The organism is Kribbella sp. NBC_01505 (genome assembly GCF_045040285.1).
Lineage (GTDB): Bacteria > Actinomycetota > Actinomycetes > Propionibacteriales > Kribbellaceae > Kribbella.
In genome coordinates, this window is sequence record NZ_CP109425.1 from 2,433,797 (window position 1) to 2,458,813 (window position 25,017).

Here is a 25,017-nt window from a genome sequence, read left to right on the forward strand (position 1 = left end):
GTTTCTCCTACTCGTGCACTACTTGGCTGGGGGCTTGGGAAGGCCGGGAGGGTTGACCAACGACTTCGGGACGGCCTCGTCGCTGAGGCCCCACTTGGCCAGCACCTTCGCGTAGCTGCCGTCGGCGATCGCCGCGTTCAGCGCGTCGGCCAGTGGCTTCGCGAGACCGTTGTCCTTCTTGGTGGTCACCCCGACCAGGCCCTGGATCGGGTAGCCGGACGACACCGTGCCGACGATCTCGGTCTTGTGCTGCGTGGCGACGTGATAGGTCGCGTTCGGGTTCGGCCCCAGGTAGAGGTCGATCCGGCCGGACTGCAGCGCCAGGAAGGTGTCAGCGGACTGCTGGTAGTACTTGAGATCGCCCGGCGCACGCCCCGCGGCGGCGTTCTGCTTGTTCCACTCCAGGAGAATCGCCTCCTGCAGCGTTCCCGAGCTGACCGCGACCTTCTTCCCGGAGATGTCCGCCGGTCCGGCGATCTTCAGACCGGAACCGGTCCTGGCCTCGAAGGCGTGCAGACCGAGCCGGTACGTCGCGAAGTCGTACTTCTCCTTGCGCACCTCGGAGACGCCGATGTTCGAGACGCCCACCTGGTACTTCCCGGAGTCCAGCCCGAGGAAGAGGTTCTCCCAGCTGGTCGTCTGTACGTCGGCCTGTAGTCCGAGCACGCTCGCGACGAGATGGGCGATGTCGATCTCGACACCGATCGGTGTCTTGTTGTCGTCAGCGGTGAACCCGAGCGGTGGTTGCCCACCGCCCGCACTTCCGTTGCCCACCACAAGCTTGCCTCCGGCCCGCACTGCCTCAGGCAGCTCGGCCGCGATCGCATCGACCTTCGTCGAGGTGATGTGAGTCTGGTTGGCCGAGGTGTCGAAGGACACCACGGAGGCGTCGGTCGTCGGCGCTTCCGTCTTCGGGTCGGCGCACGCGGCCAGGGACAGCAGCGCGACGCCGACCAGGATCTTCTTCAGCATGATTGGAGTCCTCAGTCCGTGATCGGGAGGCCGGGCGGATTGATCTCCGACTTCTCGACGGCTTCGCTCGCGACGTTCCAGCGCTCGAGGACCTTGGCGTAGCTGCCGTCGGCGATGGCTGCGTTCAGCGCGGCCTGGTAGGCCTTGACGAGACCGCTGTCCTTCTTCGTGGTCGCCGCGATCAGGCCCTGCAACGTCGGCCCCGCCCCGGAGAACTTGCCGATCGACTCCGTGTCCCCACCGGTCTTGATGTGGTAGGCGATCGACGGGTTCGGTCCGAAGTAGCCGTCGATCCGTCCCGAGCTCAGCGCGAGGTAGGTGTCGGTGTTCTTCTGGAAGTACTTGATCGTTGCCGCCGGCAATCCAGCCTTGATGTTCTGCTCGTTCCAGTCGACCAGGATCTTCTCCTGGTTCGTCCCGGACCCGACCGCGATCGTCTTCCCGGCGATGTCCTTGCCGCCGGTGACCTTCCAGGTCCCACCCTTCTTCGCCTCGAACGCGATGTCGTCCTTGCGGTACGTCGCGAAGTCGTACTTCTGCTTGCGCTTCTCGGTGACCGTGATGTTGGTGAGGCCGACGTCGTACTTCGCCGAGTCCAGGCCGACGAACAGGTTCTCCCAGCTCGTCACCTCGATCTGCGGCGTCAGCCCGAGCTCGCCGGCGAGCAGGTAGGCGATGTCGATCTCGAGGCCGATCGGTGTCTTGTTGTCGTCGGCGTAGAAGCCGAGCGGCACACTGCCACTGCCTTGCCCGCTCCCCACGATCAGCGTGCCGCGCTCCCGGACCTTGGCCGGCAACAGCGCGGCCGCCGCCTCGTTCTTCTTGACCTCGACCCGCTTCTGGTCGGCCGACGTGTTCACCCCGCCGGTCTCGGCCGAGACGTTGGTGGTCGGGTCGGCGGTGCAGGCGGTTGCTGCCAGCAACAGTCCGGTGGCGGCAAGAGCGGCGTACAAACGGGTTCTCATGGTTCCTCAGAGGACTTTGGAGATGAAGGCGCGGGTGCGCTCATGGACTGGGTTGTCGAGCACCTGGTGCGGCGGGCCGGACTCGACGATCACGCCGCCGTCGATGAAGACCACCGTGTCGGCGATCTCCCGCGCGAAACCGATCTCGTGGGTGACGACAACCATCGTGGAACCGTCGCGGGCGAGCTCCTTGATCACGTCGAGGACCTCACCGACCAGCTCCGGGTCCAGCGCGCTGGTCGGCTCGTCGAACAGCAGGACCTTCGGCTTGAGGGCGAGCGCGCGGGCAATCGCGACCCGCTGCTGCTGACCACCGGACAGCTGGCGCGGGTACACGTCGGCCTTGTCGCCGACGCCGACCCGCTCGAGCAGCTCCCGGGCGAACGGCTCGACCTCGCTGCGCTTGCGGCGTTGCGCGGCGACCGGCGCCTCGACGACGTTCTGCAACGCGGTCAGATGCCCGAACAGGTTGAAGTTCTGGAACACGAAGCCGACCTGCGAACGCTGATGCAGGATCTCCCGCTCACGCAGTTCGTACAGCTTGTCGCCGCGCCGCTTGTAGCCCATCAGCTGACCGTCGATCCGGATCAGCCCGCGATCGACCTTCTCCAGATGGTTGATCGACCGCAGCAGCGTGGACTTCCCCGAACCGGACGGTCCCAGGATGACCGTGACGGTCCCGGCCCGGACCTCGAGGTCGACCCCCTTCAGGACCTCGAGCTCCCCGAAGCTCTTGTGCACGCCCTTGATATCCACCATCGCGCTGTGCTTTTGGATGACCTCGCTGCGCTCGCTCATCGCGCCGCCCTCGCCTTCAGATCGCCCCAGGAACGCCGTACCCGCTGGATAGGTGTCGGCGGCAACGATCGGGCCGCGCCGCGGGCGAAGTGCCGCTCGACGTAGAACTGGGCGATCGACAGCAGCGTGGTCAGGACGATGTACCAAACTGTTGCCACCATCAACAGTGGGACGACACGACTGTTGCGGCCGTAGATGACCTGCACCTGGTAGAAGAGTTCGGGAATCGCCATTACCGAGACGATCGACGTTCCCTTGAACAGGCTGATCACCTCGTTCGCGCCGTTCGGCAGGATCGACCGCATCGCCTGCGGCAGCACGATCCGGAAGAACTGCCGCAGCTTCGGAATCCCCAGTGCGGCAGCGGCCTCCACCTGGCCGGCGTCGACCGAGATGATCCCGCCGCGAATGATCTCCGCGGCGTACGCGGCCTGATGCAAGGCCAGCCCCAGTACGGCGGCACCCAGCGGGCCGAACAGGTTGTTCGTACTGAAGTGCACGAACTCCGGCCCGAACGGGATGCCCAGGCTCAGTTCCTGATACAGGTAAGCGATGTTGAACCAGAACAGCAGCTGGACGATCAGCGGGATCGAGCGGAACGCCCAGATGTAGCCCCAGGCAACGACCTGCAGAAACGGACTGCTGGACAGGCGCATCGTCGCCACCACGGCTCCGAGCGCGAAGCCGAGCACGGTGCCGTACACCGTCAGCTGGATCGTCACCCAGAGCGCGGAGAAGATCGTCCGGGTGGTGAAGAACTGGAAGAACGTGGGCCAATCCCAGCCAGGGTTGGTCGCGAGCCCGTGCACGAACATCGCGAGCAGCACCAGGACAGCCGCGACACCGACCCAACGCCAGGGGTGACGGCGGGCGATGACCGGCAGATCGGCATCAGCCAGTACGGCGGACGGTGGCGGATCGGCGGTGTCCTGATCGGACGTGAGCGAGGTGGTCGACACGGGTTCTCCCTGGCGGTGGGCAGGCTTACGCGGGGATCGGGGCGGGGAAGGAATTGAGCGCAGCGGCGCCGACGTCCGTCGTTGGGCGTCGTGGCGGTGCTCAGAGGACAGGCGGAAGTGCTGTCAGCGCCGACAGAGGGCGCTGGAGACCCGCAGCAGGTCGATGTGGAGGCGGTAGTACGGCAGTGCGCGCGTCATGCCCATCGCCTCCTTTTGCCACTGATATCTGCGGTCTCAACCAGTATGGGTCGAACTTGAAAGATCAGTAAGTTGGTCGACAAACCTCTCAATATATGGACGCTCTATAACGGGTCCGGAGGGCCGTTCCGCGCCACTTTCCGGGTGATCCCGGTCACGCGGTACTCGCCGTTTCAATCCGCCCCGCCCACGCCTGAGCGGGTACGAGGCGGAGGACGGCAGTCGCTCAGCGTGACCGAATTCCGTGATCCGGTTGCAATCCGCGTTTGAGGCGACCGTGATCTGGTCGTTATGGTCGATGAGCTGCCGAGGATCCGCCCGGTGGCTACCCCCACCTGACAGCTCTCAATCGCTATGGAAGGCCATCGTGTCCTCTCACCCTGTGGCCAGACACCGGTCCAAGGCACGCAACAAGCAACGAAGTACCAACCGCCGGACGCAGCTGGTCGGCCTCACCGCCGCCCTCGCAGCGACCGCGGGCACCATCGGTCTCACCGCCTCCGTCGGCGAGGCTTCCACCGCGAGCACCGGACTGAGCCCCTCACAGGCCGACGCTCTCACCGCGGCCCGCGTCGAGCGTCGTGACCTCGGCTCCCGGGACGCCACCCGTATCGACCTCTCGCTCGCCGACGCCAGGGCGTACCAGGAGCGCGCGGCCAGAGGCACCATGCGAGCACGTGGCGCACTGGCCCTGTCAGCCGCCAAGGCGAAGTCCGCCCGCATCGTCGCCGCGAAGGCCAAGGCCGACGCCGCCGCAAAGGCAGCCGCCATCGCCAAAGCCACCGCCCTCGCCAAGGCAAAGGCCGCCGCCCCGAAGGTCGTCCTCCCGACCACCGGCTACCACCTGACCGCCCGCTTCAACCAGGCCGGCGGCCGCTGGGCCCACAACCACACCGGCCTCGACTTCGCCGCGGCCTACGGAACCCCCGTCCGCTCGGTCATGGCCGGCGAGGTCATCCAAGCCGACTTCGAAGGCGCCTACGGCCGCCAGGTAAAGGTCCGCCACGCCGACGGCACCGTCACCTCCTACAGCCACATGGCCGAGTTCGACGTAGCCGTAGGCGACAACGTCACCGCCGGCACCCAAGTAGGCGCCATCGGCCTCACCGGCAACACCACCGGCGCCCACGTCCACTTCGAAGTCCTCCCCGACGGCAACACCCCCGTAAACCCCGACCCCTGGCTCCGCCAGCACGGCGTAACCCCATAACCCCAGAGGTCCCCCCGAAGGCGTCGCGCTAAATGCGCGGCGCCTTCTTGCATGCCCGGCCCATCCTTGACGCCACTCACAGGTGACGCACAGGATGGTCGGAGCTTCACGCCTGGAGGAAAGGACTCGGGATCCTAATCTTTGTTGCGTCTCATGACCGGTTCGCAGACATCGGCCACTATGAGCCGGAGTTGGGACAGCTGACGGTACTCAGCCGCTCCGAGGCCCAGTCGCGAAAGATTGACGACCTCCCATCCGGGCACTTCGCGCGACTCGATGGAGCTCTGGCTGTTCTCTATCGATCTGAAGATTCCCTGTGGCTACGCGTCGATCAACAGGTCCGGCGGTTTGACCCTGCCCAAGTGCGAGTCCACTGGGAGAGGCAAGGCACCCGCTCCCGCCTCAGCCTCCATGACAGCGGTGGCCTGGTCTCGAGGGTCGAGTACACCAACGCCTTCATCGAGGGTCTCGACCCTGAGGACGACCCCACCCCGTTCGCCGAACCCGAACACTGGGATTTCGGCCTGTTCCTGAAGAACGTCCTGGAGGACGAGGGCCGTCGCCATCGCCTCTACAGAGACGGATTCATGGCAGGGTGAGGGATCTGATGAGTAGCCGATTCATCGATGGTGTGTCATGGCCAGGTACATACGTCCTCCTGTCCCTCTTCGCGCTCGGCCTACCCGATGCAGTAAGCCGGCCACCGGTGATCACGGAGGGCAGTAGGCCGACCGAGGTTTCGAGCTACTGGATGGAAGATCCAGATCGAGACTTAGGGATCCTTGAGGTATACGAACACGACTTGAGGTACGAGAGTGTGCCCGACGACCTCGACGCCATAGTTCAACTTTGGCTGCAGGGGTCGATCACCGCCGGCGCCCGAGTTGCCTGGTTCGGATTCGAAGGATCTTTCGATTTCGACGCTCTGTTGATACGGGATATCGCTCCCACAATTTACGCAGTCGCCGACCGAACAGGCGTCTCCACAGCCTTCGACGACAAGTACCGACGGAGCATCGAGTGGGCCGCACGAGTCGAAAGCTGCAGAAGCCAGATCGTGCCATAGCGACATCGCTACGGCATTAGGGTGAGGTTGCAATGGGCGCATTGTTCAAGGTTCCTCGGCTTGTAGACCTGGACGGTTTGTCCGTTGAGGTGACGACTACCGACGAGCCCGGCGTCGTCTCTGTCACCGCCTGGGCCAACGACGGCGCCGTGGTGACAGTCATCTGGGACGAGATCGCCGCCTCGGTTCACGTTCGGTGGGTCGAAGACGGGGTCGAACGTTGGAGACTTGACCGGGAACTGGCGACGAAGGTCTCCGTCCGCGAGGAGCGTGGCCGGGTCGAGTTCTGGATCTGGTCAGGGATGGATGGCTTCCGCGGTCAGCTCGTCGTGAGCGTCGCCGAGCGGGTTACGGTGACCGACGTCTTCCTGCAAGGCTGATCGCGCGGAGTTCACCGGCTGTCAAAGCGATGGGGAGGATGCATGACGACGTTGCCTAGTGTCGGAGATCTGTCGAGGCTGGATCTTCTCGACTATTCCTTCATGAGGCTGGATCTGCTGGGCATCGATCGGTACGGCGGGCGCGCGGCGTTGGCCGACGAGATCAGCTCCATGCCGGACCTGGTCGCCGACGCGCCTCCCCGCGGGCGCTTAGCCGATATCTTCGGCACGCTCTGGGCCGAGGTCTACCTGGTCACCGACCGATTCCTGGACGTTCTTCGATCGGAACAGCTCGCCGGCTGGTCCGCCGTACGGGTGACCGTCAACGGCAACCCATCCGTGCCCCCGGTTTCGATGCTGCAAGTCACCGGCCGTTGCGGCCCGATCCTCACCCCAGGGATCGGTCGGTACCTGAACCCAGGAACTCTTGATGGATCGGACCTGTTCGTCCCCGCCAACGAGTCAACCATCCTGCTGTCCCCCACTGCCACAGCCGCGTTGTCCCAAGCAAACCTCGTCAACGTCGAGGTCGAACCAGCAGGTCTCGAGCCCTCCGAATAACCAGGCGCGACCGCAGCGCACGATGCGCATACTGGGAGCCCTGGAGGACCAAGTCCAATGATCGACGAGCAGAACTCTGCAGCCTCGCTAGCCCAACTGACCGAGAGTCTGAGCCGACTGGCTGCGTCGTCTGTGCGGCAGACCGAGTACCTCGCGGAACTGGGTGTGGCGCCGCTGGCCGATGAACTGGGGCTCGAGTTCGAGGACTTCTACAAGCCACTCAAGAGTCTCCTGACCGACAACGCGGACTGGGCCGAAGCCTCCGCCAGTCTGAAGAAACTCGACTGCGCACTGGACCGCGACAACCTAGGCTGGACAGTCGACGACCTCCAGTCCGCGGAGTGGGCGGAGATCCGACGACTGGCTGCGGCCGTCCTAGCTGCGTCGCCGGCGAACACTGATCTGGGCGCATTTGCTTGCACTACCGGTGGGGGGTGAAGTTCGAATGATCGTGCGTTGCATCGCGAACGTCGCCGACTCGCTCCCTCCCACGGCCTATGACAGCGGTCGAGGGATTACTGCTGAGACTGAGTTCCCGCTGACCCTAGGTTGCTCCTACCCGGTCTACGGCATCACCGTTCTGCTCGGCCTGACCTGGTACTACGTCCTGAACGATGATGATCTACCGTGGCCCGTCTGGGCGCCCGCCCCGCTTTTCGAGATCGTCGATGGACGGTTTCCAGCGAGCTGGCAGTGCGGCTACTTCGTGTTTGGCCGCGACAACCAGTACCCGCTGATCTCGTTCCCCGAGTGGGCTACCGACTACTTCTTCTACGAGCGACTCGTTGACGGCGAACCGGCCGCTCGCGCGATCTTCGACCAGCGACGTCGTGAGATCGAAGTAATCGATGAGGTTCCTGCGACTGAAAAGGACGAGGGCGTCTTGCAGTTCCTTCGGGCGCTAGGGCGGCGGGCGAGCGGCTGGGAGATCAAGGATCACTGGGCCGGCGACCTGACGGCGATCGGCGTGGTGTCTTCCAAGGATCCGGAGTTGCTGGCGTACGTGAGCTCGTGCGAACAACCGGATGGCTACTACTACGTCGAACTGGAAGAGCAGGCGGGCTCTGTCGCCTACGAGACGACTGGACAGTTCGAGAGATGCGCGCTTGCCGATACGGTCGAGGTGGTCGCGCGGCATCTGGTCCTGCCCGGATTGGACAAAGGGGACTCTGATGAAGCGACTGCTTGAGGGGCTCGCTTGGCCGGGTACCTACTGGCTCCTGTCGCTCTTCGCTGTTGGGACGGTCGAGGCGGTGGGAACGCCTCCGGTGGTTACCGAGGGCAGCAAGCCGCTGAAGGTTTCGACGTACTGGCTGGAGGATCCGGATCGGGATCTCGGCGAACGCGAGGTGTATGAACACGATCTGCGGTACGACGTCGCGCCGGCGGATGTCGACGTCGTCGTCGAAGCGTGGCTAGGAGCGGCAATCACCCAGGGTGCCGAGGTGGCTTGGTTCGGCTTCGAGGGATCTTTCCATTTCGACAATCTGCTAACGCGGGACATAGCTTCCTCGATTTACGGCGTAGCCGATCGCACGGGGGTCTACACGGCCCTGCACAGGACCTATCGCGTGAGTGCTGAGTGGGCAACGCGGGTCGAAGCCTGCCGAGGGCGCCTCATCTGCTGATGGAAGATTCGCGCAGTGCGAGCCACAAGCAATCCGCCGTGGGCTAGATCGGCCGGCGGTTCGCGATGCAGGCGGCGTACAGGCGCCGTCTTCCTCGGCGCAGGCGTGGAGCCAGTGGTGTGCGGCACGAACGACAGCACGTGGTTGGCATCCGCACGACCAGCATCGGCTCGCGCAGCGTGAACGACGCTGCAGGAAATACGCACCTGCTGTCCTTCATGCATTCCCAGGGCTGGTCCTACTGCGGAGGCCTGCAGCAGGTGTCGGGCAACCGTGTCGACGAGCGGCTGGCGGACCGCCGGCACTGACTAACTCTCCACGGACCGCATGGTTCACGCTCGGCTTGCGCGGGCCAGACCGCTCAGCAGGCGGTTGGTCAGTGGTGCAGGTCCGGCGAACCATCTGTGTTAGGTGGTGAGGAAGTGGTGGACGGTTTCGGCGAAGGCGTGGCGGTCGTCTAGCCAGGGGTGGTGGGCGGCGCCTTCGAGGACAACTGGGGTTCCCTGAGGGAACAGCGCGGCGAACTCTGCGCCGGCGGCGGCGTCGGAGGAGAGGTCGAGTCCGCCGGAGATGATCAGCGCTGGTACGTCGAGTTGGCGCAGGGCAGCTCGGGTTTCGGCGGGATCGAAGGCGCCGTCGGCGTAGTAGGCACTCAGGGCATCGGGGACGGCGAGCTTGTCCTCCAGCGCCTGTTGAGCACGGGCCTCGTCGTCCCAGCGGGCGTAGCCGATCGGGTTCAGCGCGGACGGATCCACCGGAGCACCCGTCTGGAGCGCTTCGAACGCTGCCGCGACCTCGGCGTACCAGGGCTCGTCCTTGCGGAGCGCGAGCACTCGGCGACGGCGGTCGGCGGTCATCGCGATGCCGACCGAGAACGGGCTCGGCGTCACCAGGATGAGTCTGGCGATTCGCGACGGATACTGGACGGCGTACTGCGTCACCAAGCTCGCGCCGGCCGAGTGAGCGAGCAGCGTCAGGCGCTCCAGACCGAGGTGCGCACGCAGGGCCTCCAGGTCGGCGGCCTGTCGGTCGCAGCGCCAGCTCTCCGGATCACCCAGCCCGTCGGAGCCGCGCGGGTCCACCAGGACCAGCTGAGCCGGTAGTCCGCCGAGATCACCGAGGTACGCGGCGGGCAGCATCCCGCCCGGGATACAGACCACCGGCTCGCCGTCGCCTTCGATGCGGTAGGTGAGCATCAGAGGATCTTGGCCAGAACGAGGTCGTCGGTCGGGCGGCCGTCGATGATGAATTCTGCAGTGTGGGTGGCTTCCACGATGTATCCCTCACGTTCGTAGAGGCGGCGGGCGGCGGCGTTCGAGCCGAAGACGTGGAGGCTGAGCTTTCGGGCGCCGCGAGTACGGGCCTCGGCGGTGGCGGCGGCGAGGAGTGCGGCGGCGATCCCGTGGCCCCGGGCCGACTGAGCGACCGCCAGGCCGTTGACGGCCAGTACGCCGGCTCCCTCGCGGAACGGGTATTTGTCCTCGAGCCGCAGATACCCGACGACGGTGCCGTCGTACTCGGCGACCAGGTGCGCCTCCGGACCGCTCTTGCCGAAGAAGCTGTCGCCCAGTCTCTCCAGGTACGACGGGAACCCGGTCGTACCGTCCCACGACGTCAGCTCGATCTCCAGCAGCGCGGGGTCATCCGCCTCGACTGCCCATCGAATCGTCACCTCACCCATCTCACCATCTTCACCCGGCCGGGAGGTCACCCCGGGCGATGAGAGACTGGGGCGGTGAGAACCCAGGTCATGACCATGGAGGATCGGGAAGCGCTGACGCAGTTCCTGAAGGAAGCGGATCTGACGTTGAGTGGGCTCGACGATCCCGGTGTTCTGGTCTGGATCGACCGGGCCGAGTACGGCGCGGTGGTCGGCAGCACGGGGTTCGAGCTGAGCGCCGACCGGGAGCACGCGCTGATCCGGAGCGTCGCCGTACATCCGGATGCTCGTCGCGGTGGGTACGGCACTCGGCTGGCTCAGTTCGCTCTGGATGAGGCCGCTCGGCAGGGCGCGAGGTCGGCGTGGTTGTTCAGCCGTCGCTCCGGACCGTTCTGGCAGCGGCTCGGATTCCAACCGGCCGATCGCGAAGAACTCGCCGCCGCGCTACCAGACACCCACCAGGTCCGCCTCTTCACCCAAACCGGCCAACTCGAGCGCGAAGTCGCCTGGTCCCGCCCGCTCAACTAACGTCCGAAGAACCGGAGGGGCCCGTCTCCGAATCGTCGGACGTTAGCCGCCGTCCCTCCACAACGTCCGAAGAACCGGAGGGGCCCGTCTCCGGATCGTCGGACGTTAGCCGCCGCCTCTCCACGATCAGAGGAGGTCGGCGGTGGGGAGGGTTACTGCCACCGTGAGGCCGCCGTCGGGGTTGGGGGTGAGGGCGAGGGTGCCGTAGTGGGTCTCGACGATGCGGGCGACCAGGGCTAGGCCCAGTCCGTGGCCGGCGCCGTAGCGATCTTTGGCGAAGGGTTCGATGAAGGTTCGGACCTGGGCGGGGTCGAGGACCGGGCCCGTGTTCCGTACGACGAGTTGGCCCGGGGACAGGACCAACGTGACCGAGCCGCCGGGGCCGACGTTGTGCCGGATACCGTTCTGGACCAGGTTGGTGACCAGTTGGTGCAGCAGGATCTCGTTGCCTTCGACAACCGATTCGGCGAGCACGGTCTCCACGGCGATCCCGGCCGCGCGGGCTTCGGACGCCAGCACGGGAAGCGCCGTACGGACGATCAAGGAGAGGTCGATCGGGTCGAGCTCCACCTCGCGGTTGTTGAGCGCGGCCAGGCTGAGCAGCGCCTCGACGATGTCGATCCCGCGCTGATTGGTCTCGGCCAGGCGTTTGACCAGCTCAGGTACGTCCTGGTGCGCAGGATCTGCCTGAGCAACATCGAGCATCGTCTTCATCACAGCATGTGGAGTGCGCAGCTCATGAGAGGCATTCGCCGCGAACCGCCGATACTGCTCGAACGACGCCTGCAACCGATCCAGCATCGCGTCGAACGTGTCGGACAGGTCGGTGAACTCGTCCCGGATCCCGGTCAGCCCGATCCGGTGATCGAGCGCACCGGTCGACGCCCGCTGAGCGGCCGCGGTGATCTCCTGCAGTGGCCTCAGCATCCGCCCGGCCAGGAACCAGCCGCCGACCAGACCGACGACTGCCAGGAAACCGATCGCGTACGCCGACAGTTTGACCGTCAGATCGAGAATCTCACCGCGCGTCGGGGCCGGCCGCTGATCCCGCGGGTTCGCGGCGATGAACGGGTAGTTCGGCACGATCCGGAAGACCAGCCACAGGATGCAGGCCATCACCCCGCCCGCGACGACGAGCAGCCCGGCGTAGCTCAGGGTCAACCGGAGCCGCACCGTCAACCGCGGCCGCCACGTCACCAACCCCGGCGAGCTCACGAGCCCATCCGATAGCCGACGCCCGGCACGGTGTGGATCACCCAAGGATCACCGAGCCGCTTACGGACGGCCGAGATGGTGATCCGGACCGCGTTGCTGAACGGGTCGGCGTTCTCGTCCCACGCCTTCTCCAGCAGGGTTTCCGCGCTGATCACCCCACCACGTGCGGTCATCAGCACCTCCAGTACGGCGAATTGTTTGCGGGTCAGCTTCACGTACCGTTCACCCCGGTAGACCTCGCGGCGGAACGGGTCGAGGCGGACCCCGGCGTACTCGATCACTGTCGGGGTGGCCGTGGCGGGCCGGCGCAGGAGCGCCCGCAACCGGACGATCAGCTCGCGCAGCTCGAACGGTTTGGTCAGGTAGTCGTCGGCGCCGAGCTCGAACCCGGTCACCTTGTCGTCCAGGTCACCGGCGGCGGTCAGCATCAGCACCCGGCATCCGATGCCTTGCGCAACGATCTGCCGGCAGACCTCGTCCCCGTTCGGGCCGGGGATGTCGCGGTCCAGCACCACCACGTCGTAGTCGTTCACGGCGACCGCCGCCAGCGCCGCGTCGCCGTCGAAGGCGAGATCGGCCGCGATCGCCTCCAGCCGCAGGCCGGCCCGGATCGCCTCGGCGAGATAGACCTCGTCCTCCACGACCAGCACCCGCATGACCACCATTGAAGCAGGCCGGACCTATCGAAAACGTATGCCGAAACGTAGACGCTCCGGCAACATCGCCTCAGATGAACTGTTCGGCATGATCGAAACCACACCACGTCGCTCCACTGCCCTCACCGGGCTGGTGATCGTTGCCGCGGTCACCAGTTTCGGCCTCACCGCCTGCTCCGCGGTCTCCGCCGCCGATCAGAGTGATTCCACGACCCCCTCCGGAACTCCACATGCCAAGTCCGGCGGCGGCAGCAGCAAGCTCCCCGGCGCCGCGGACGGCAAACTCCCCTCCGGGACCAGCGCCTTCGACACCGACCTGCCCGGGATCGCCAACCTCGACCCCAAGCTGCGCGCGGCCGTCCAGAAGGCCGAGCAGGCCATGAAGGAGGACGGGATCCCGATGCAGGTGACCACCGGCTGGCGGAGCAAGAAGTACCAGGTCGAACTGATGGACAAGGCGATCAAGCAGTACGGCAGCCGGGAGAAGGCGAAGAAGTTCGTCGCGGACCCGGACGAGTCGCACCACGTCACCGGTCACGCCGTCGACATCGGCCCGACCGACGCCGACGACTGGCTGATCCGCAAGGGCAACCGGTTCGGCCTGTGCCAGACCTATTCCAACGAGATCTGGCACTTCGAGCTGGTCACCACGCCCGGCGGCGACTGCCCGCCGATGACGACGCCGTCCTAACGAGGCTCTTCCGGCGGATCAGCCAGTACGGCGAGTGGCCGCTGTCCCCAGGCCACGTCGTGCCAACCGTCGAGCTTCCAGCCGATCTGTCGGTACGTCCCGATCGGCTCGAACCCCAACGCCGTGTGCAGCCCGACGCTGGCATCGTTCGGCAGCGTCATCCCGGCAATCGCGGTCCGATAGCCCCGCGCGATCAGCCGATCGAACAGCGCCTCGTAGAGCGCCCGCCCGGCCCCGGTCCGGCGCCGGCCGAGCTCGAGATACACGCTGACTTCACAGGACCACCGGTACGCCGCTCGCGGCTTCATCGGGCCGGCATACGCGTAACCGGTCACCTGGCCGGCGTCCTCGACGACCACCCAGGCGTGCGTGGCCAGCGCCTGCTTGATCCGGACCGCCATCTCCTCGACGGTCGGCGGATCGACCTCGAAGGTGATCGCGGTATCGGTGACATAGGGCGCGTAGATCGCCGCACAGGCCGCGGCGTCCTCAGGGCCGGCATCTCTGATCATGTGACGATAGTAGCCACAACTGCCGCTATAGTGGCAAGCGTGGATCTCTCCGACTCGCTCGCCGCGACCGTGCAGGCCGCCCGGATCGCCCAGGACCTGTCCGTGAACGCGCTCGCCGAGCGCTCCGGCGTCTCCCGCGCGATGATCGGCAAGATCGAACGCGGCGAGGCCCAGCCGACCGCCGTCCTGCTCGGCAAGCTCTCCGGCGCGCTCGGCATGACCCTGTCCGAGCTGGTCGCCCGAGCCGAGAACACCGGCGAGCTGGTACGTCGAGCCGCGGACCAGCCGGTGTGGATCGACCCGGTCACCGACTACCAGCGCCGCGCGTTGTCACCCGCGACCGATGGACCGCTGGAGCTCGTCGAGGTTGAACTGCCGCCGGGAGCGTCCATCTCCTATCCGGCCGACGCGTACATCTTCAAGAGCCAGCAGATCTGGATCCTCGACGGACGGTTGCGGCTGCACGAAGGACAGGAGGTACACGAGCTGAATCCGGGCGATTGCCTCCAGCTAGGCGCACCGTCCCCCACCACTTTCCACAATCCGACCGACACCTCCTGTCGTTACGTCGTCGCGCTGGTCAAGTTCCGCACCTGAAACCACTTCGCCAGCGCCGCCTGGAGGCCTTCCGAGGCAGCAGCATCGTCAGCAGCCCAGGCGACGTAGCCGTCCGGCCGGATCAGCATCGCGACCTGCTGTTCGCCGCGACCGGTGACGAGGTCGACCCGCTCGTTGGCGTGGGACGCGTACGGCGACCCTTCCAGCAGATCGAGCAGCACAGGCCGACCGGAGCGCAGGATCTCGGCCAGTCGGACACCATCGACGGTCAGGTCGGGGACCGAACGACCGATCAGCGGATGCGGACCGTCGAAGTAGCGAATGTCCGCACCGGAGATCAGATCCGCGATGTGCTGAACGGTCGCGGGCTCGGTGAGCAGTTCGGCGAACACCTTGCGGAGTGCGGTGACTTCGGGGCCTGGGGCAACCAATGCGGACTGCGCCTGGGTCTGCATGACCACGCGCTCACCAACTGGCCGGCGTTCGGACTCGTAGGTGTCGAGCAGACCCTCGGGTGCCCAACCCTGAACCTCAGCGGCCAACTTCCAGCCCAGGTTGAGGACATCCTGCAGTCCGAGATTGAGCCCCGGTCCGCCCATCGCCGAGTGCACATGCGCGGCATCCCCGACCAGCAGGACCCGCCCAGCCCGGAACCGGTCGGCGATTCGCGTGTTGCCGCCGACATTTCGCCGTACGAACTCGGACTCCTGGATCAGCGGCAGGTGCACCCCGAGCACCCGATCGACACTCGCCTGGAGCTCCTCGAACGTCATCTCGCCAGCGTCCGACTCATTCCACTCGCCGGTGCTGACCAACGGCTGCCGTCCCGGGAAGGGCGCGTACACGAACAGTCCGCGGTCGGACCGATGATGCATGAACGGCGGGATGTCGCCGTACCCGGGAATCCTCAGTACGCCGCTCGCCGGGTCGAAGTACTCGGCCGGGATCGAGGCATGTCCGAGTCGCGACACCATCGCATCGTTGGTCACCCCGACGAAGTCGATGCCGGCCAGCTTGCGGGTGCGACTGCGACCACCATCGGCGCCGACGAGGAACTTGGCACGCAGCGCATAGGGGCCATCGGGACCGGCAACCTCAACGGTGACGCCGTCCTCGTCCTGGGTGAAGCCGGCCAGCTCGTGACCGCGGCGAAGGTCGGCACCCAACTCCAGCGCGCGCTCCTCCAGAACAGCCTCGATCTTCGGCTGCGGCGACGGCAGGATGTAGATCGGGTTGTCGTCGATCAGCTGCAGAGGCAGGCGCATCGCGGCGAAGATGTACTCCGGCCGCGGGATCGGGCCGCCCGGATCGCCACCGAGGGGTTCGGCGAGACCGCGGCGGTCGAGGGCGCGGGCGACCTGGCCGACCAGGCCGTTGGCGCGCTGTTCGTTGCTGCGTTCGGGGAGGCGCTCGAGGACGATCGGACGGACTCCGGCGAGGCGTAGTTCGGCGGCGAGGAGCAGTCCGTTCGGGCCAGCTCCGGCAATGACGACGTCGATATCCATGGTGATTGCCCCTTTCTGGGCAGGACTCAGCACCCCGGCTGGTCGCCAGGGGGTTTTCGGCTTTGAGATTTAGGAGGGCTCGGGCAGACCGGCGGTGATCCGGTCGAGAACCTCGTGGAACAGCTCGAACATCGGCCGCGGCGGATCGGCCCGCAGCCATTCATGCGTCGCGGTCAACTGAGCGGCGCCGATGACCTCGGCGACCAGCCGCGGATAGATGCCGGTGGCACCGGTCCGCTCGGCCACGATGCCGACCAGCTCCTCGGTCACCGCGGCCTGCGCGCCCGCCATCGCGCCTTGGAGGGCAGGCTCGGCGACCATCAACCGAACACCGGTCAGCCAGGACTCGTCCGGCAGTTGCAGACCGCCGTGACCTTCTTCGCCAAGCGCGAAGCCGGCGGCGACCGCGGCGCGCACCGCATCCCACAAGGGCTCGTCGGCCGGTCGCTCCCGGAGTGCGGCGTTGACCGCGTGGCCGCGGTCGACCTGGCGGGCGGCGATCGCCTCCGCCTTGCTGGTGAAGTAGTTGCGGAACGTCCGCAGCGAGACCCCGGCCTCGGCCGCGATGTCCTCGATCCGGACCGCGCCGTACCCACGCTCGACGACCAGCCGGACCGCCGCCCAGCTGAGCGCGATCCGGGTCTCCCGCTTCTTCCGCTCCCGCAGCCCCTCGGTCATGACACCGACTCTACACAAACTTACCCTTTAGGCAAAGATGCCGTTTCGGCAATTTTCCTGATGGTGGCGTGTCCGAGGACGCCGCCGTGATTGGCTGGCCTCATGACGCTGGCCTGGGTGTTGACCCTGCTCGGGATTGTCGGGCTGCTGCTGTTCGACTACTTCTTCCACGTCCGGTCGGCGCACGTGCCCACCCTGCGCGAGGCCGCGGTCTGGTCCGCCCTGTACGTCGGGATCGCCGTACTGTTCGGAGTCGGGACGTTCGTCCTGGGTGGTTCGGCGATGGGGTCGGAGTACTTCGCCTGCTATGTCACCGAGAAGGCGCTGTCGGTCGACAACCTGTTCGTCTTCCTGATCATCATGACCAGCTTCCGCGTCCCCCGGGAGAACCAGCAGAAGGTGCTGCTGGTCGGCATCGTGGTCTCGCTGATCGCCCGGGCCGGCTTCATCTTCCTCGGCTCGGCGCTGCTGAACTCGTTCTCGTGGGTGTTCTACCTGTTCGGGATCGTGCTGCTGATCACGGCGGGCAACATGCTCAAGCCCGAGACCGAGGAGTCGCACTCGGCGCAGAACCTCGTGGTCCGGCTGGCCCGCCGGCTCTTCAGGACCAGCCCCGACTTCGACGACGACAAGCTGTTCACGAGGATCGACGGCCAGCGGGTGATGACCCCGATGCTGCTGGTGATGGTGGCCATCGGCGGGACCGACCTGATGTTCGCGCTGGACTCGATCCCGGCGATCTTCGGCCTCACCCAGAACGTGTTCGTCGTCTTCACCGCGACCGCGTTCAGCCTGCTCGGCCTGCGGCAGCTCTACTTCCTGCTCGACGGTCTGCTGGACCGGCTGATCTACCTGTCCTTCGGGCTGGCGGCGATCCTGGCCTTCATCGGCGCGAAGCTGATCCTGCACGCACTGCACGAGAACAACCTGCCGTTCATCAACGACGGCGAGCACATCGAGGTCGGCGAGATCAGCACCGGCCTGTCGCTGGTGGTGATCCTGGTCGTGCTGGTGCTGACGATCCTCGCGTCCCTGTTCAGCACCCGCGGCCGCACCCAGACCGCGATGGCCCACATCCGCCGGGACGCGACGGCGTACCTGGACGAGGAGTACACCGACGACCCGGGGGAGCGCGAGCGCATCTTCCTCCGCCTCCTCCGCGCCCGCGACCACATCGTCGCCCTCGGCCCGAAGGCTCGCCAGCAGGTCAAGAACGAGCCCGAACTGCTGGCCCTCTGCCACCAGGTCGCCGAAACCCACGCGACTCTGCACGCGGGCCACACCAAGGGCTACATCCAGCCCTAGCTCTAGGGTGGGCTGATGCAGCGGATCTCGACGCGGAACGCCCGGTTCCAGGTGTGGCAGTCGTATTTGGGGAATCGGAACAAGCGGCAGCGGGCTGGGGAGTTCCTCGTGCACGGGGTGCGGCCGATCTCGCTGGCCGTGGACCACGGGTGGCCGATCCGGGCGGTCATCCACGATGCCGCCCGGCCGTTGTCGACGTGGGCTCGTGACCTGCTCACTCGACTCCCTGGCGTCGAGCGCATCGCGATGGAGCCGGCGCTGCTGGCTGAGCTCGGCGAGAAGGACGAGCCAGAGCTGATCGCGGTGCTGGAGATGCCAGCCGACGATCTCGACCGGATTCCGGTCGGTCCGGACTTCCTCGGTGTCGTCTTCGACCGCCCGACCGGCCCCGGCAACATCGGCTCGATCATCCGGTCCGCCGACGCTTTCGGTGCGTCCGGCGTGATCGTCACCGGCCACGCGGCCGACATCTACGATCCGAAGGCGGTCCGCGCGACCACCGGCTCGCTCTTCGCCGTACCGGCGGTCCGGGCTCCTTCACACCGCGAGGTGATCGATTGGGTACGGCGTACCGACGTCCCGATCGTGGTCGCGGGAACCGACGAGTCAGGCACGGTCGATGTGTTCGACTTCGACTTCACCCAGCCTGCGTTGGTGCTCATCGGCAACGAGACCAACGGATTGAGCTCCGCCTGGAAAGAGGCTGCCGACGTTCTGGTCCGGATCCCGATCACCGGCGCCGCCAGTTCGCTGAACGCGGCCAACGCGGCGACCGCCGTACTGTATGAGGTTTCCCGCCAGCGTTCCCATTCCTTCAAGACCGGTACGCCGCCGCCCGCCTAGTGTCCTGAGTCAGGAGTTCGGCGAGTGCTGGAGGTGTCCAGGTGCGTGCATCGCAAGGCGGCGGAGCGTCCTCGATGCGGGGTTCATCGTGGGCGTTTCGCCAACGCCGCGAGGTGCGTGCCTGGGCGCCTTCAGTGCCGTCGAAGTTCTGACTCAGGACACGAACGTCGTCGGTATGCGACCACAACCCATGATCGCCGTGCGCGATGTCGAGAAGAGCAGTGCCTGGTACTGCGCGGTGCTCGGTGCCGAGAGCGGCCACGGCGGACCGGAATACGAGCGGATCGTTGCCGACGGCGTACTGGTGCTGCAGCTCCATCGGCTGGAGGTCGAGCATCATCACGGGACCATCGGTGATCCTGCGCAGGCGCTGGGGAACGGCGTCACGCTGTGGTTCGAGACCGACGACCTCCGTGCGGCAGCGGCTCGGGCGCTGGCGAACGATGCCGTGATCCAGACCGACGTCCACCACAATCCGAACGCCGGCCACGATGAGCTCTGGTTGCGCGATCCGGACGACTACCTCGTCGTACTCGCGTCTTTGTAGCAAAGGATTTCGCCGTGCAGGATGGAGATCCAGCCATCCGGCCGCACGGCCCAGGCGCGCCACGCAGCGGAGATCCCTTCGAGCGTTGCCTCGGGTACGCCGGCCGCCCGGGCCTGCTCGGCCATCGCCGACTGGAGGATGCGGTCGGCCCACATACCACCCCAGAACGCCCGGCCTTCGGGATCGGCGAACGTCCAGTTGCTCGCGGTCGGCTCGACCTTCGAGAAGCCGGCCTCTAGCGCCCACGAGAGCAACTGTCGGCCCGCGTCCGGCTCACCGCCGTTCGCCCGCGCCATCTGCTGGTAGAGCTCCATCCACTCGTCGAGCTCGGGGAGCGTCGGATACCAGGCGAAGGCGCGGTAGTCCGAGTCGCGGGCAGCGACGATCCCGCCCGGCTTGCAGACGCGGCGCATCTCGCGGAGCGCCTGGACCGGGTCGGCGACGTGCTGCAGAACCTGGTGCGCGTGGACGACGTCGTACGAATCGTCGGGGAGATCGAGGGCGTGTACGTCGCCGACGACGAACTCGACCGCGATGTCCAGGTCGGCGAAGGTCTCGCGGGTGATCGCGAGGGCCTTCTCGCTGGCTTCGAGCGCGGTCGTCCGGCCGGGCTCGACCAGGCGGGCCAGGTCGGCGGTGATCGTGCCGGGGCCGGCGCCGATGTCGAGGAGCGACATGCCGGGCCGCAGATGCGGGAGGAGGTAGCCGGCCGAATTCTCCGCGGTGCGCCAGCTGTGCGAGCGCAGTACCGATTCGTGGTGGCCGTGCGTGTACACGTTATTCATCCCAGGCTCCTTTGCCTCCGGCGACACGCCTCAGGCTAGCGCAAGATCTTGCTTGATGAGACATATCGTCTTACATAGCGATACATGCTAGTTGCCGGGAGCAAATGCTTCTATCCCTGATGACATGCCTGATCTCTCCTACGACAGTGCGCTGCCGCTGAATCCGGTCACCGACGTCCTGGGTGAGCGCGACGGCGTGGTGGTCACCCGCTGCAGCTACGACAACGCCGAGGGCGGTCGCGTCGACGGCTACTTGGTCTTTCCGTCCGGCGCTCTGCTCGCCGGCGACGACCTGGCTGGGGTCGTCTACCAGCATTCGACCGGTGGGCGGGAGGCGTTCCTGCCGGAGGCCATTCAGGTCGCCGAGGCGGGCGGGATCGCGCTGTCGCTCGCGATCGCGGACACCGGCGACTCGGTCCGCAATCTGCGCGAGTCGATCCTCGCGATCCGGCGCGGCGCCGACCTGCTCACGTCGTACGGCGTGGAGCGGTTGGGCTGTGTCGGGCACTCGATGGGCGCGATGATGGCCGGCACGGTGAGCGGGATCGACCATCGGTTCCGGTGCTTCGTGTTCGACTCGGGGATGTCCGGGATGAGCATCTTCTACCGCGAGACGCCGTACAAGGAGATCAAGGCGCTGCGGGAGTCGATGACGCCGGAGGTGTACGAACCGCTGCTGGCGCTGATGGAGCCGTACGACTGCGGGCACTTCGTCGGCTCGGCGGCGCCGGCTGCGCTGCTGTTCCAGTCGGCCTGGTTCGATCAGAACGTGAGCCGGGCGCAGTGCGAGGCGTTCTTCGCGGCGGGGAGCGAACCGAAGGAGTTCCGGTGGTACGACACCGGGCATGTGATCAACGAGGTCGCTGCGTATAGCGATCGGGCCCGGTTCCTGGCGCAGTGGCTGGAGCTGCCGGGGTTGCCGGATCGGCTGCGCGCTCGCACGTAACGTGTCCGGCTCTGCTTTTGCACCGGACACGTCCGGATGTGGCCAGACCTGCGGTAGGTCCGCGGGCGAATCTTGAGGGGCTTCGAACACACCCTTCAGGAGGAAACCGTCATGTTGGCCAAGGTCTTTCCCATCCAGCTCAAGCCCGGCAACCAGGCGCTCGCCGAGGAGATCGTCCGCGAGTTCGCGCCGCTCGGGCCGGGCGCCGAGGAGGGCACGCTGTCGTTCCGCGTCTACCGGCACCCGGCGAACCCGGACTACCTGCTGTTCGTCGAACACTTCGCGAGCCAGTCGGCGTACGACGCGCACACCGGATCCTCGACGTACAAGGAACTGATCGCGGGCCGGTTCGCCGAACTGATCGTGGACTTCGTCGAGCACGACCACGAACTCCTGGTCAGCCTGTGAGCACTCAGGCCGAGCAGGCCCGGCGGCTGCGCGCACTCCACACGCAGCCGCCGCTCGTCCTGGCGAACGCATGGGACGCCGGCTCCGCCCGCGCCATCGAGGCCGCCGGGGCGTCGGCGATCGCCACCACCAGCGCCGGGGTTGCTTGGTCTCTCGGGGTGGCTGATGGTGGTGGGCTCTCGCTGGAGGCCGCGGTCGGTGCGATCCGGTCGATCGTGGGCGCGGTGGCGGTGCCGGTGACGGTCGATATCGAGGCCGGGTACGGCGATGTGGCGGCGACCGTCGCCGCTGTCCTCGCGGCGGGCGCGGTCGGGATCAACCTCGAGGACAGCACCGGCGGCGTCCTCGACGAACCTGCCGTCCACGCCGACCGCATCCGCACTGCGCGCGCCACTGCGGTTGCCTTCGGCATCGATCTGGTCATCAACGCCCGGACGGATACCTACATGTTCGGCGACGGCACCGGCACGATCGAACGCGCCCACCTGTACGCCGAAGCCGGGGCGGACGTCCTGTTCGTCCCGGCGGTGGTCGACGCGCCGACGATTCGCACGCTGGCGACTGAGTCTCCCCTGCCTCTCAACGTAATGGTCGGTCCAGGCGCCCCATCCGTGCCCGAACTGGTCGCGCTAGGTGTCACCCGGATCAGCGTCGGCCCGGCCATCACCGCTCGCGCCTATGCCCTGGCCACCACCGCCGCGACCGAGCTGTTGAAGACCGGCACCTACGACACCTTGGCGTAGTCGTCTACCAAGTGGTGGAACGCGGCCAAAGACCTCCAGGGGCTGAGATGCCCGGCGTCGCCGTCGAGCGGCCAAGCATCTCGGCCCCCAAGCCGCATCACCACCAACTGCGCCGCCCTCCGGCTCACCCCAGCCACCTGCTCCAGCCGCCGAGCCAACTCCTCCGGCCTCCCGCAGTCGAGCACGATGTTGCCATCAGCAACTTCCCGCGCCAACGCCGCAACCGGCTCCACCCCAGTCAACGCCTCCGGAGCCGGAAACAAGTGCGTCAACCCAAACCCCAACCCCGGCACCGCAATCCCATACACCTCAACAATCTTCCGCAACACCTCATCCGCACCCCCACCCCCGCGCCGCACCTGATCCCCCTCGCCCACCGCACCCCGCCCGCCCCGCACCACATCCACATCCCCGCCCCGACGCCGTACCTCATCCGCCTCGCCCACCGCACCCCGCCCGCGCCGCACCTCATCCACCTCACCCCGCCCGCGCTTCACCCCGTGCGCGTCGGCCTGCTCACCCACTACCGCGCCCGCTGCACCCGAACCCGGTAAGGCCCCGCCCGCAGATTCCCGCTCCCCCAACACATCGCGCGCATGCCCTGCCTGCTCACCTGCAGACCCCAGTCCTCCCGGTTCATCGCGCCAAGGGCTCAGCTCCCGATCACCGGCGCCCAGCACCGCCAACACCTCGGTCCGGTGGCGCGGCTCCCGTCGTACCTCGTCTGGTTCTTGGAGCGTCTCGGGTGGGTTGCGGAGGACTGCTTGTACTGCCACCTCGAACGGGCCCCAGGCGCCGGGGATGCGGAGCCCCGGCCGGGCAGCTAGGCGCGGGGCGAGCTCTGGGTCGCCGCTGAGGAACTGGCGGGCTGTACTCAGGTCCGTCTCGAGGCCGACCAGGCAGGCGGCGCGGTCGACCACGTGCATGACGCCCTCCCAGAACGGCAGGTGCGCGTGGAGCAACAGGTGGTCCGGACCGCCGGGTCCGATCTCCAGCAGCCCGGGCGCACCGTCGAGCGTGATCGTCCGCCGGTAGACCCCGCCCTCGACCGACTCGACCCCCGGAATCGCTTGAGCAGCGAGGAACCCGCTCATCGCTTCCCAGTCGTACGGCGGGGTGTACGGCAGCCGCAGCACCAGACCGCCGTCCGCTGTCAGCCGATCCGTCTTCCGCCGCCGCTCGCGCAGCTCCTTCGGCGAGGCCCGGAAGATCTCCCGCATCGCCCGGTTGAACTGCCGCAGACTCCCGAACCCCGACGCGAACGCCACCTCCGCGATCCCCAGCTCGGAGTCGTCCAGCAACCGCCGCGCGAAATGCGCCCGCCGCGACCGCGCGAACTGATCCGGCGTCACCCCCAGGTGCTCATGGAACATCCGCCGCAGATGCCGCGCCGACACCCCGATCCGCGCCGCCAGCGCCGCCTCCCCCGCGGCATCCAGCACCCCCGCGATGATCAGCTGCACCGCCCGGCACACCAGCTCCGGCGCCTCGTCAGCCACCGTCCCCGCCACCCGATACGGCCGGCACCGCAGACAAGCCCGGAACCCAGCCGCCTCCGCCGCGGCCGCCAGCTCGAACGTCTGCACGTTCTCCGCCAACGGCTTCGCCCCACACCCCGGCCGGCAGTAGATCCCGGTCGTCCGCACCGCCGAATACGTCGTCATCCCCAGTCCCAAGCCCTCCCACTCATTCCCATCACGCTAACCACCCCCACCGACATTCCCCGCCACCCCACATTCCACCCACCAACCGCTCTACCTCCACCCCCACCGCCGCCGCGCACCCCCAGCACACGCACCCCGGTCCCGGCCCGATCAGACCCCAACAACGTCCGAAAGAACCAGAGACCCCGTCTCCGATCCGCCGGACGTTAACCCGCCACCCCTGTCAACGTCCGAAGAACCAGAAAGCCCCGTCTCCGATCCGTCGGACGCTAACCCGCCACCCCTATCAACGTCCGAAGAACCGGAAAGCCCCGTCTCCGATCCGTCGGACGTTGACAACGGCGGCCCTGGTTCACGGGGTTCTGGCCGCCTTGAGCCTGTTGCGAATGGGCAGGCGGCATCCTCCCCAAACCGGTTCGGGGAGGATTTGAGACGGATTCGGGGGGTGAATGCTCCCCGGTTCATCTTCCGGAAGGACGAGACGCTCCCCGAACCGGTTTGGGGAGCGATATCGCAGCAGGGTGATCGGTTGCGGTGGCTGAGGACTTCGGCTGGACAGGAACCCCGCCTCCCCGAAGGTGCTCGTCCCATCCGGCCGCTCCGATTCGGCCGGTGGCGTACGCGGTGGCTGGTCGCCGCTGCGGCCGGTATTACCTGAAGCGGTGTGGCTGGGGTGGTCTTCGGCTGGGCCGGATGGTGCGGTTGTGATCGCGGTTCCCGTTGCCTGTGGCTGACGGGCTCTGGCTGAGCGGGCTGCTGAGGAGGCCTGTTCGCTGACCGGTCGCTGTGGTTGCTCCCGACGATCCGGAGGCCAGTCAACCGACCCGCCGCCGCGGTTGACCACTACGGTTCGGGTCGGCTGCCAGCGTGCGGAATTTCACTGGATATCCGTTCAAATGGGCCCTTCTCTGCTCAAATATTGAGGGGAGAACCAGCAACTTGCGGGGAGATCCCCTCATTTTCCGGCACCGCAACCGAAGCCCGGAAGCTCAGGCGGCCGGGACGTGGTCACCGGCCTCGCCATCCCCCTCAACCC

General features: G+C 66.8%; 32 protein-coding genes. 18 read left to right on the top strand and 14 right to left on the bottom strand.

Annotation, left to right across the window (positions count from 1 at the left end; all coding sequences use genetic code 11):
* Positions 1 to 18: 18 nt before the first annotated feature.
* From OG474_RS11360 to OG474_RS11380, 5 genes are all read right to left on the bottom strand, one after another.
* Positions 19 to 972 (bottom strand): ABC transporter substrate-binding protein, encoded by a 954-nt coding sequence (locus tag OG474_RS11360; protein WP_405062208.1) that lies wholly within the window; start codon positions 970 to 972, stop codon positions 19 to 21.
* Positions 973 to 983: 11 nt separating this feature from the next.
* Positions 984 to 1,937, bottom strand: a complete 954-nt coding sequence (locus OG474_RS11365; RefSeq protein WP_405062209.1) for an ABC transporter substrate-binding protein — start codon at positions 1,935 to 1,937, stop codon at positions 984 to 986.
* 6 nt (positions 1,938 to 1,943) lie between these two features.
* A complete protein-coding gene (locus OG474_RS11370) occupies positions 1,944 to 2,735 on the bottom strand; it encodes an amino acid ABC transporter ATP-binding protein (RefSeq protein WP_405062210.1) in 792 nt (263 codons plus the stop codon).
* On the bottom strand, positions 2,732 to 3,694 hold the full coding sequence (locus OG474_RS11375) for an amino acid ABC transporter permease (RefSeq protein ID WP_405062211.1): 963 nt from the start codon (positions 3,692 to 3,694) through the stop codon (positions 2,732 to 2,734). Before OG474_RS11375 ends, OG474_RS11370 begins: the two co-directional genes overlap by 4 nt.
* 123 nt (positions 3,695 to 3,817) lie before the next feature.
* Positions 3,818 to 3,898, bottom strand: coding sequence for a putative leader peptide (locus OG474_RS11380; protein ID WP_405064565.1), 81 nt, complete (start codon positions 3,896 to 3,898; stop codon positions 3,818 to 3,820).
* 376 nt (positions 3,899 to 4,274) lie between these two features.
* Here OG474_RS11380 and OG474_RS11385 point away from each other — a divergent pair, with 376 nt between their 5' ends.
* The 9 genes from OG474_RS11385 to OG474_RS11425 all read left to right on the top strand — a co-directional run bounded on the left by OG474_RS11385 (position 4,275) and on the right by OG474_RS11425 (position 9,045).
* The gene (locus tag OG474_RS11385) at positions 4,275 to 5,102 is read left to right on the top strand and encodes a M23 family metallopeptidase (RefSeq protein ID WP_405062212.1); all 828 of its coding nucleotides are present in this window, start codon (positions 4,275 to 4,277) and stop codon (positions 5,100 to 5,102) included.
* Between the two features lie 362 nt (positions 5,103 to 5,464).
* Positions 5,465 to 5,701 carry a hypothetical protein gene (locus tag OG474_RS11390; protein ID WP_405062213.1) on the top strand — a complete coding sequence of 79 codons (237 nt, stop codon included), beginning with the start codon at positions 5,465 to 5,467 and terminating at the stop codon, positions 5,699 to 5,701.
* Between the two features lie 8 nt (positions 5,702 to 5,709).
* Positions 5,710 to 6,168, top strand: coding sequence for a hypothetical protein (locus tag OG474_RS11395; RefSeq protein WP_405062214.1), 459 nt, complete (start codon positions 5,710 to 5,712; stop codon positions 6,166 to 6,168).
* Positions 6,169 to 6,200: 32 nt separating this feature from the next.
* A complete protein-coding gene (locus OG474_RS11400) occupies positions 6,201 to 6,548 on the top strand; it encodes a hypothetical protein (protein WP_405062215.1) in 348 nt (115 codons plus the stop codon).
* A gap of 42 nt (positions 6,549 to 6,590) precedes the next feature.
* Positions 6,591 to 7,109 (top strand): hypothetical protein, encoded by a 519-nt coding sequence (locus OG474_RS11405; protein ID WP_405062216.1) that lies wholly within the window; start codon positions 6,591 to 6,593, stop codon positions 7,107 to 7,109.
* A gap of 57 nt (positions 7,110 to 7,166) precedes the next feature.
* Positions 7,167 to 7,547, top strand: coding sequence for a hypothetical protein (locus OG474_RS11410; protein WP_405062217.1), 381 nt, complete (start codon positions 7,167 to 7,169; stop codon positions 7,545 to 7,547).
* A 7-nt stretch (positions 7,548 to 7,554) separates the two neighbouring features.
* A complete protein-coding gene (locus OG474_RS11415) occupies positions 7,555 to 8,298 on the top strand; it encodes a hypothetical protein (protein ID WP_405062218.1) in 744 nt (247 codons plus the stop codon).
* On the top strand, positions 8,282 to 8,737 hold the full coding sequence (locus OG474_RS11420) for a hypothetical protein (RefSeq protein ID WP_405062219.1): 456 nt from the start codon (positions 8,282 to 8,284) through the stop codon (positions 8,735 to 8,737). The genes OG474_RS11415 and OG474_RS11420 overlap by 17 nt, the downstream gene beginning before the upstream one ends.
* Before the next feature lie 119 nt (positions 8,738 to 8,856).
* Positions 8,857 to 9,045, top strand: coding sequence for a hypothetical protein (locus tag OG474_RS11425; protein ID WP_405062220.1), 189 nt, complete (start codon positions 8,857 to 8,859; stop codon positions 9,043 to 9,045).
* A gap of 99 nt (positions 9,046 to 9,144) precedes the next feature.
* Here OG474_RS11425 and OG474_RS11430 read toward each other — a convergent pair whose 3' ends face one another.
* Positions 9,145 to 9,933 carry an alpha/beta fold hydrolase gene (locus OG474_RS11430; RefSeq protein ID WP_405062221.1) on the bottom strand — a complete coding sequence of 263 codons (789 nt, stop codon included), beginning with the start codon at positions 9,931 to 9,933 and terminating at the stop codon, positions 9,145 to 9,147.
* Positions 9,933 to 10,418 (bottom strand): GNAT family N-acetyltransferase, encoded by a 486-nt coding sequence (locus tag OG474_RS11435; RefSeq protein ID WP_405062222.1) that lies wholly within the window; start codon positions 10,416 to 10,418, stop codon positions 9,933 to 9,935. Before OG474_RS11435 ends, OG474_RS11430 begins: the two co-directional genes overlap by 1 nt.
* Positions 10,419 to 10,472: 54 nt before the next feature.
* Here OG474_RS11435 and OG474_RS11440 point away from each other — a divergent pair, with 54 nt between their 5' ends.
* Positions 10,473 to 10,925, top strand: a complete 453-nt coding sequence (locus OG474_RS11440; RefSeq protein ID WP_405062223.1) for a GNAT family N-acetyltransferase — start codon at positions 10,473 to 10,475, stop codon at positions 10,923 to 10,925.
* A gap of 126 nt (positions 10,926 to 11,051) precedes the next feature.
* On the opposite strand, the gene OG474_RS11445 is transcribed toward OG474_RS11440, so the two are convergent.
* Together OG474_RS11445 and OG474_RS11450 are read right to left on the bottom strand one after the other, a co-directional pair.
* The gene (locus OG474_RS11445) at positions 11,052 to 12,140 is read right to left on the bottom strand and encodes a sensor histidine kinase (protein ID WP_405062224.1); all 1,089 of its coding nucleotides are present in this window, start codon (positions 12,138 to 12,140) and stop codon (positions 11,052 to 11,054) included.
* A complete protein-coding gene (locus tag OG474_RS11450) occupies positions 12,137 to 12,796 on the bottom strand; it encodes a response regulator transcription factor (RefSeq protein ID WP_405062225.1) in 660 nt (219 codons plus the stop codon). The genes OG474_RS11445 and OG474_RS11450 overlap by 4 nt, the downstream gene beginning before the upstream one ends.
* 37 nt (positions 12,797 to 12,833) lie before the next feature.
* On the opposite strand from OG474_RS11450, the gene OG474_RS11455 reads away from it, so the two are divergent.
* The gene (locus tag OG474_RS11455) at positions 12,834 to 13,487 is read left to right on the top strand and encodes a M15 family metallopeptidase (RefSeq protein ID WP_405062226.1); all 654 of its coding nucleotides are present in this window, start codon (positions 12,834 to 12,836) and stop codon (positions 13,485 to 13,487) included.
* Here the strand turns inward: OG474_RS11455 and OG474_RS11460 are convergent.
* Entirely contained in the window at positions 13,484 to 13,999 is a 516-nt protein-coding gene (locus OG474_RS11460; RefSeq protein ID WP_405062227.1) for a GNAT family N-acetyltransferase, read from the bottom strand. The genes OG474_RS11455 and OG474_RS11460 overlap by 4 nt on opposite strands.
* A 39-nt stretch (positions 14,000 to 14,038) precedes the next feature.
* On the opposite strand from OG474_RS11460, the gene OG474_RS11465 reads away from it, so the two are divergent.
* Positions 14,039 to 14,596, top strand: a complete 558-nt coding sequence (locus OG474_RS11465) for a helix-turn-helix domain-containing protein (RefSeq protein ID WP_405062228.1) — start codon at positions 14,039 to 14,041, stop codon at positions 14,594 to 14,596.
* Here OG474_RS11465 and OG474_RS11470 read toward each other — a convergent pair.
* Positions 14,563 to 16,062 (bottom strand): FAD-dependent monooxygenase, encoded by a 1,500-nt coding sequence (locus tag OG474_RS11470; RefSeq protein WP_405062229.1) that lies wholly within the window; start codon positions 16,060 to 16,062, stop codon positions 14,563 to 14,565. The two genes, OG474_RS11465 and OG474_RS11470, sit on opposite strands and share 34 nt — an antisense overlap.
* A 69-nt stretch (positions 16,063 to 16,131) precedes the next feature.
* Positions 16,132 to 16,740 (bottom strand): TetR/AcrR family transcriptional regulator, encoded by a 609-nt coding sequence (locus OG474_RS11475; RefSeq protein WP_405062230.1) that lies wholly within the window; start codon positions 16,738 to 16,740, stop codon positions 16,132 to 16,134.
* Between the two features lie 102 nt (positions 16,741 to 16,842).
* On the opposite strand from OG474_RS11475, the gene OG474_RS11480 reads away from it, so the two are divergent.
* The 3 genes from OG474_RS11480 to OG474_RS11490 all read left to right on the top strand — a co-directional run bounded on the left by OG474_RS11480 (position 16,843) and on the right by OG474_RS11490 (position 19,435).
* Positions 16,843 to 18,045: a TerC family protein gene (locus OG474_RS11480; protein ID WP_405062231.1), complete on the top strand. Its 1,203-nt coding sequence runs from the start codon at positions 16,843 to 16,845 to the stop codon at positions 18,043 to 18,045.
* Between the two features lie 15 nt (positions 18,046 to 18,060).
* Positions 18,061 to 18,888, top strand: a complete 828-nt coding sequence (locus tag OG474_RS11485; RefSeq protein ID WP_405062232.1) for a TrmH family RNA methyltransferase — start codon at positions 18,061 to 18,063, stop codon at positions 18,886 to 18,888.
* Positions 18,889 to 19,063: 175 nt separating this feature from the next.
* Positions 19,064 to 19,435: a VOC family protein gene (locus OG474_RS11490; protein ID WP_405062233.1), complete on the top strand. Its 372-nt coding sequence runs from the start codon at positions 19,064 to 19,066 to the stop codon at positions 19,433 to 19,435.
* On the opposite strand, the gene OG474_RS11495 is transcribed toward OG474_RS11490, so the two are convergent.
* Positions 19,408 to 20,220 carry a class I SAM-dependent methyltransferase gene (locus OG474_RS11495; RefSeq protein WP_405062234.1) on the bottom strand — a complete coding sequence of 271 codons (813 nt, stop codon included), beginning with the start codon at positions 20,218 to 20,220 and terminating at the stop codon, positions 19,408 to 19,410. The two genes, OG474_RS11490 and OG474_RS11495, sit on opposite strands and share 28 nt — an antisense overlap.
* Positions 20,221 to 20,344: 124 nt before the next feature.
* Between OG474_RS11495 and OG474_RS11500 the strand changes: the two genes are divergently transcribed.
* The 3 genes from OG474_RS11500 (at position 20,345) to OG474_RS11510 (ending at position 22,317) form a co-directional block, all read left to right on the top strand.
* Complete coding sequence (locus OG474_RS11500) at positions 20,345 to 21,166, top strand: alpha/beta hydrolase family protein (protein WP_405062235.1); 822 nt, start codon at positions 20,345 to 20,347, stop codon at positions 21,164 to 21,166.
* Between the two features lie 111 nt (positions 21,167 to 21,277).
* Positions 21,278 to 21,574 carry a putative quinol monooxygenase gene (locus tag OG474_RS11505; RefSeq protein WP_405062236.1) on the top strand — a complete coding sequence of 99 codons (297 nt, stop codon included), beginning with the start codon at positions 21,278 to 21,280 and terminating at the stop codon, positions 21,572 to 21,574.
* On the top strand, positions 21,571 to 22,317 hold the full coding sequence (locus OG474_RS11510) for an isocitrate lyase/phosphoenolpyruvate mutase family protein (protein WP_405062237.1): 747 nt from the start codon (positions 21,571 to 21,573) through the stop codon (positions 22,315 to 22,317). The genes OG474_RS11505 and OG474_RS11510 overlap by 4 nt, the downstream gene beginning before the upstream one ends.
* On the opposite strand, the gene OG474_RS11515 is transcribed toward OG474_RS11510, so the two are convergent.
* A complete protein-coding gene (locus OG474_RS11515; protein WP_405062238.1) occupies positions 22,299 to 23,981 on the bottom strand; it encodes an AlkA N-terminal domain-containing protein in 1,683 nt (560 codons plus the stop codon). The two genes, OG474_RS11510 and OG474_RS11515, sit on opposite strands and share 19 nt — an antisense overlap.
* Positions 23,982 to 25,017: the final 1,036 nt, after the last annotated feature.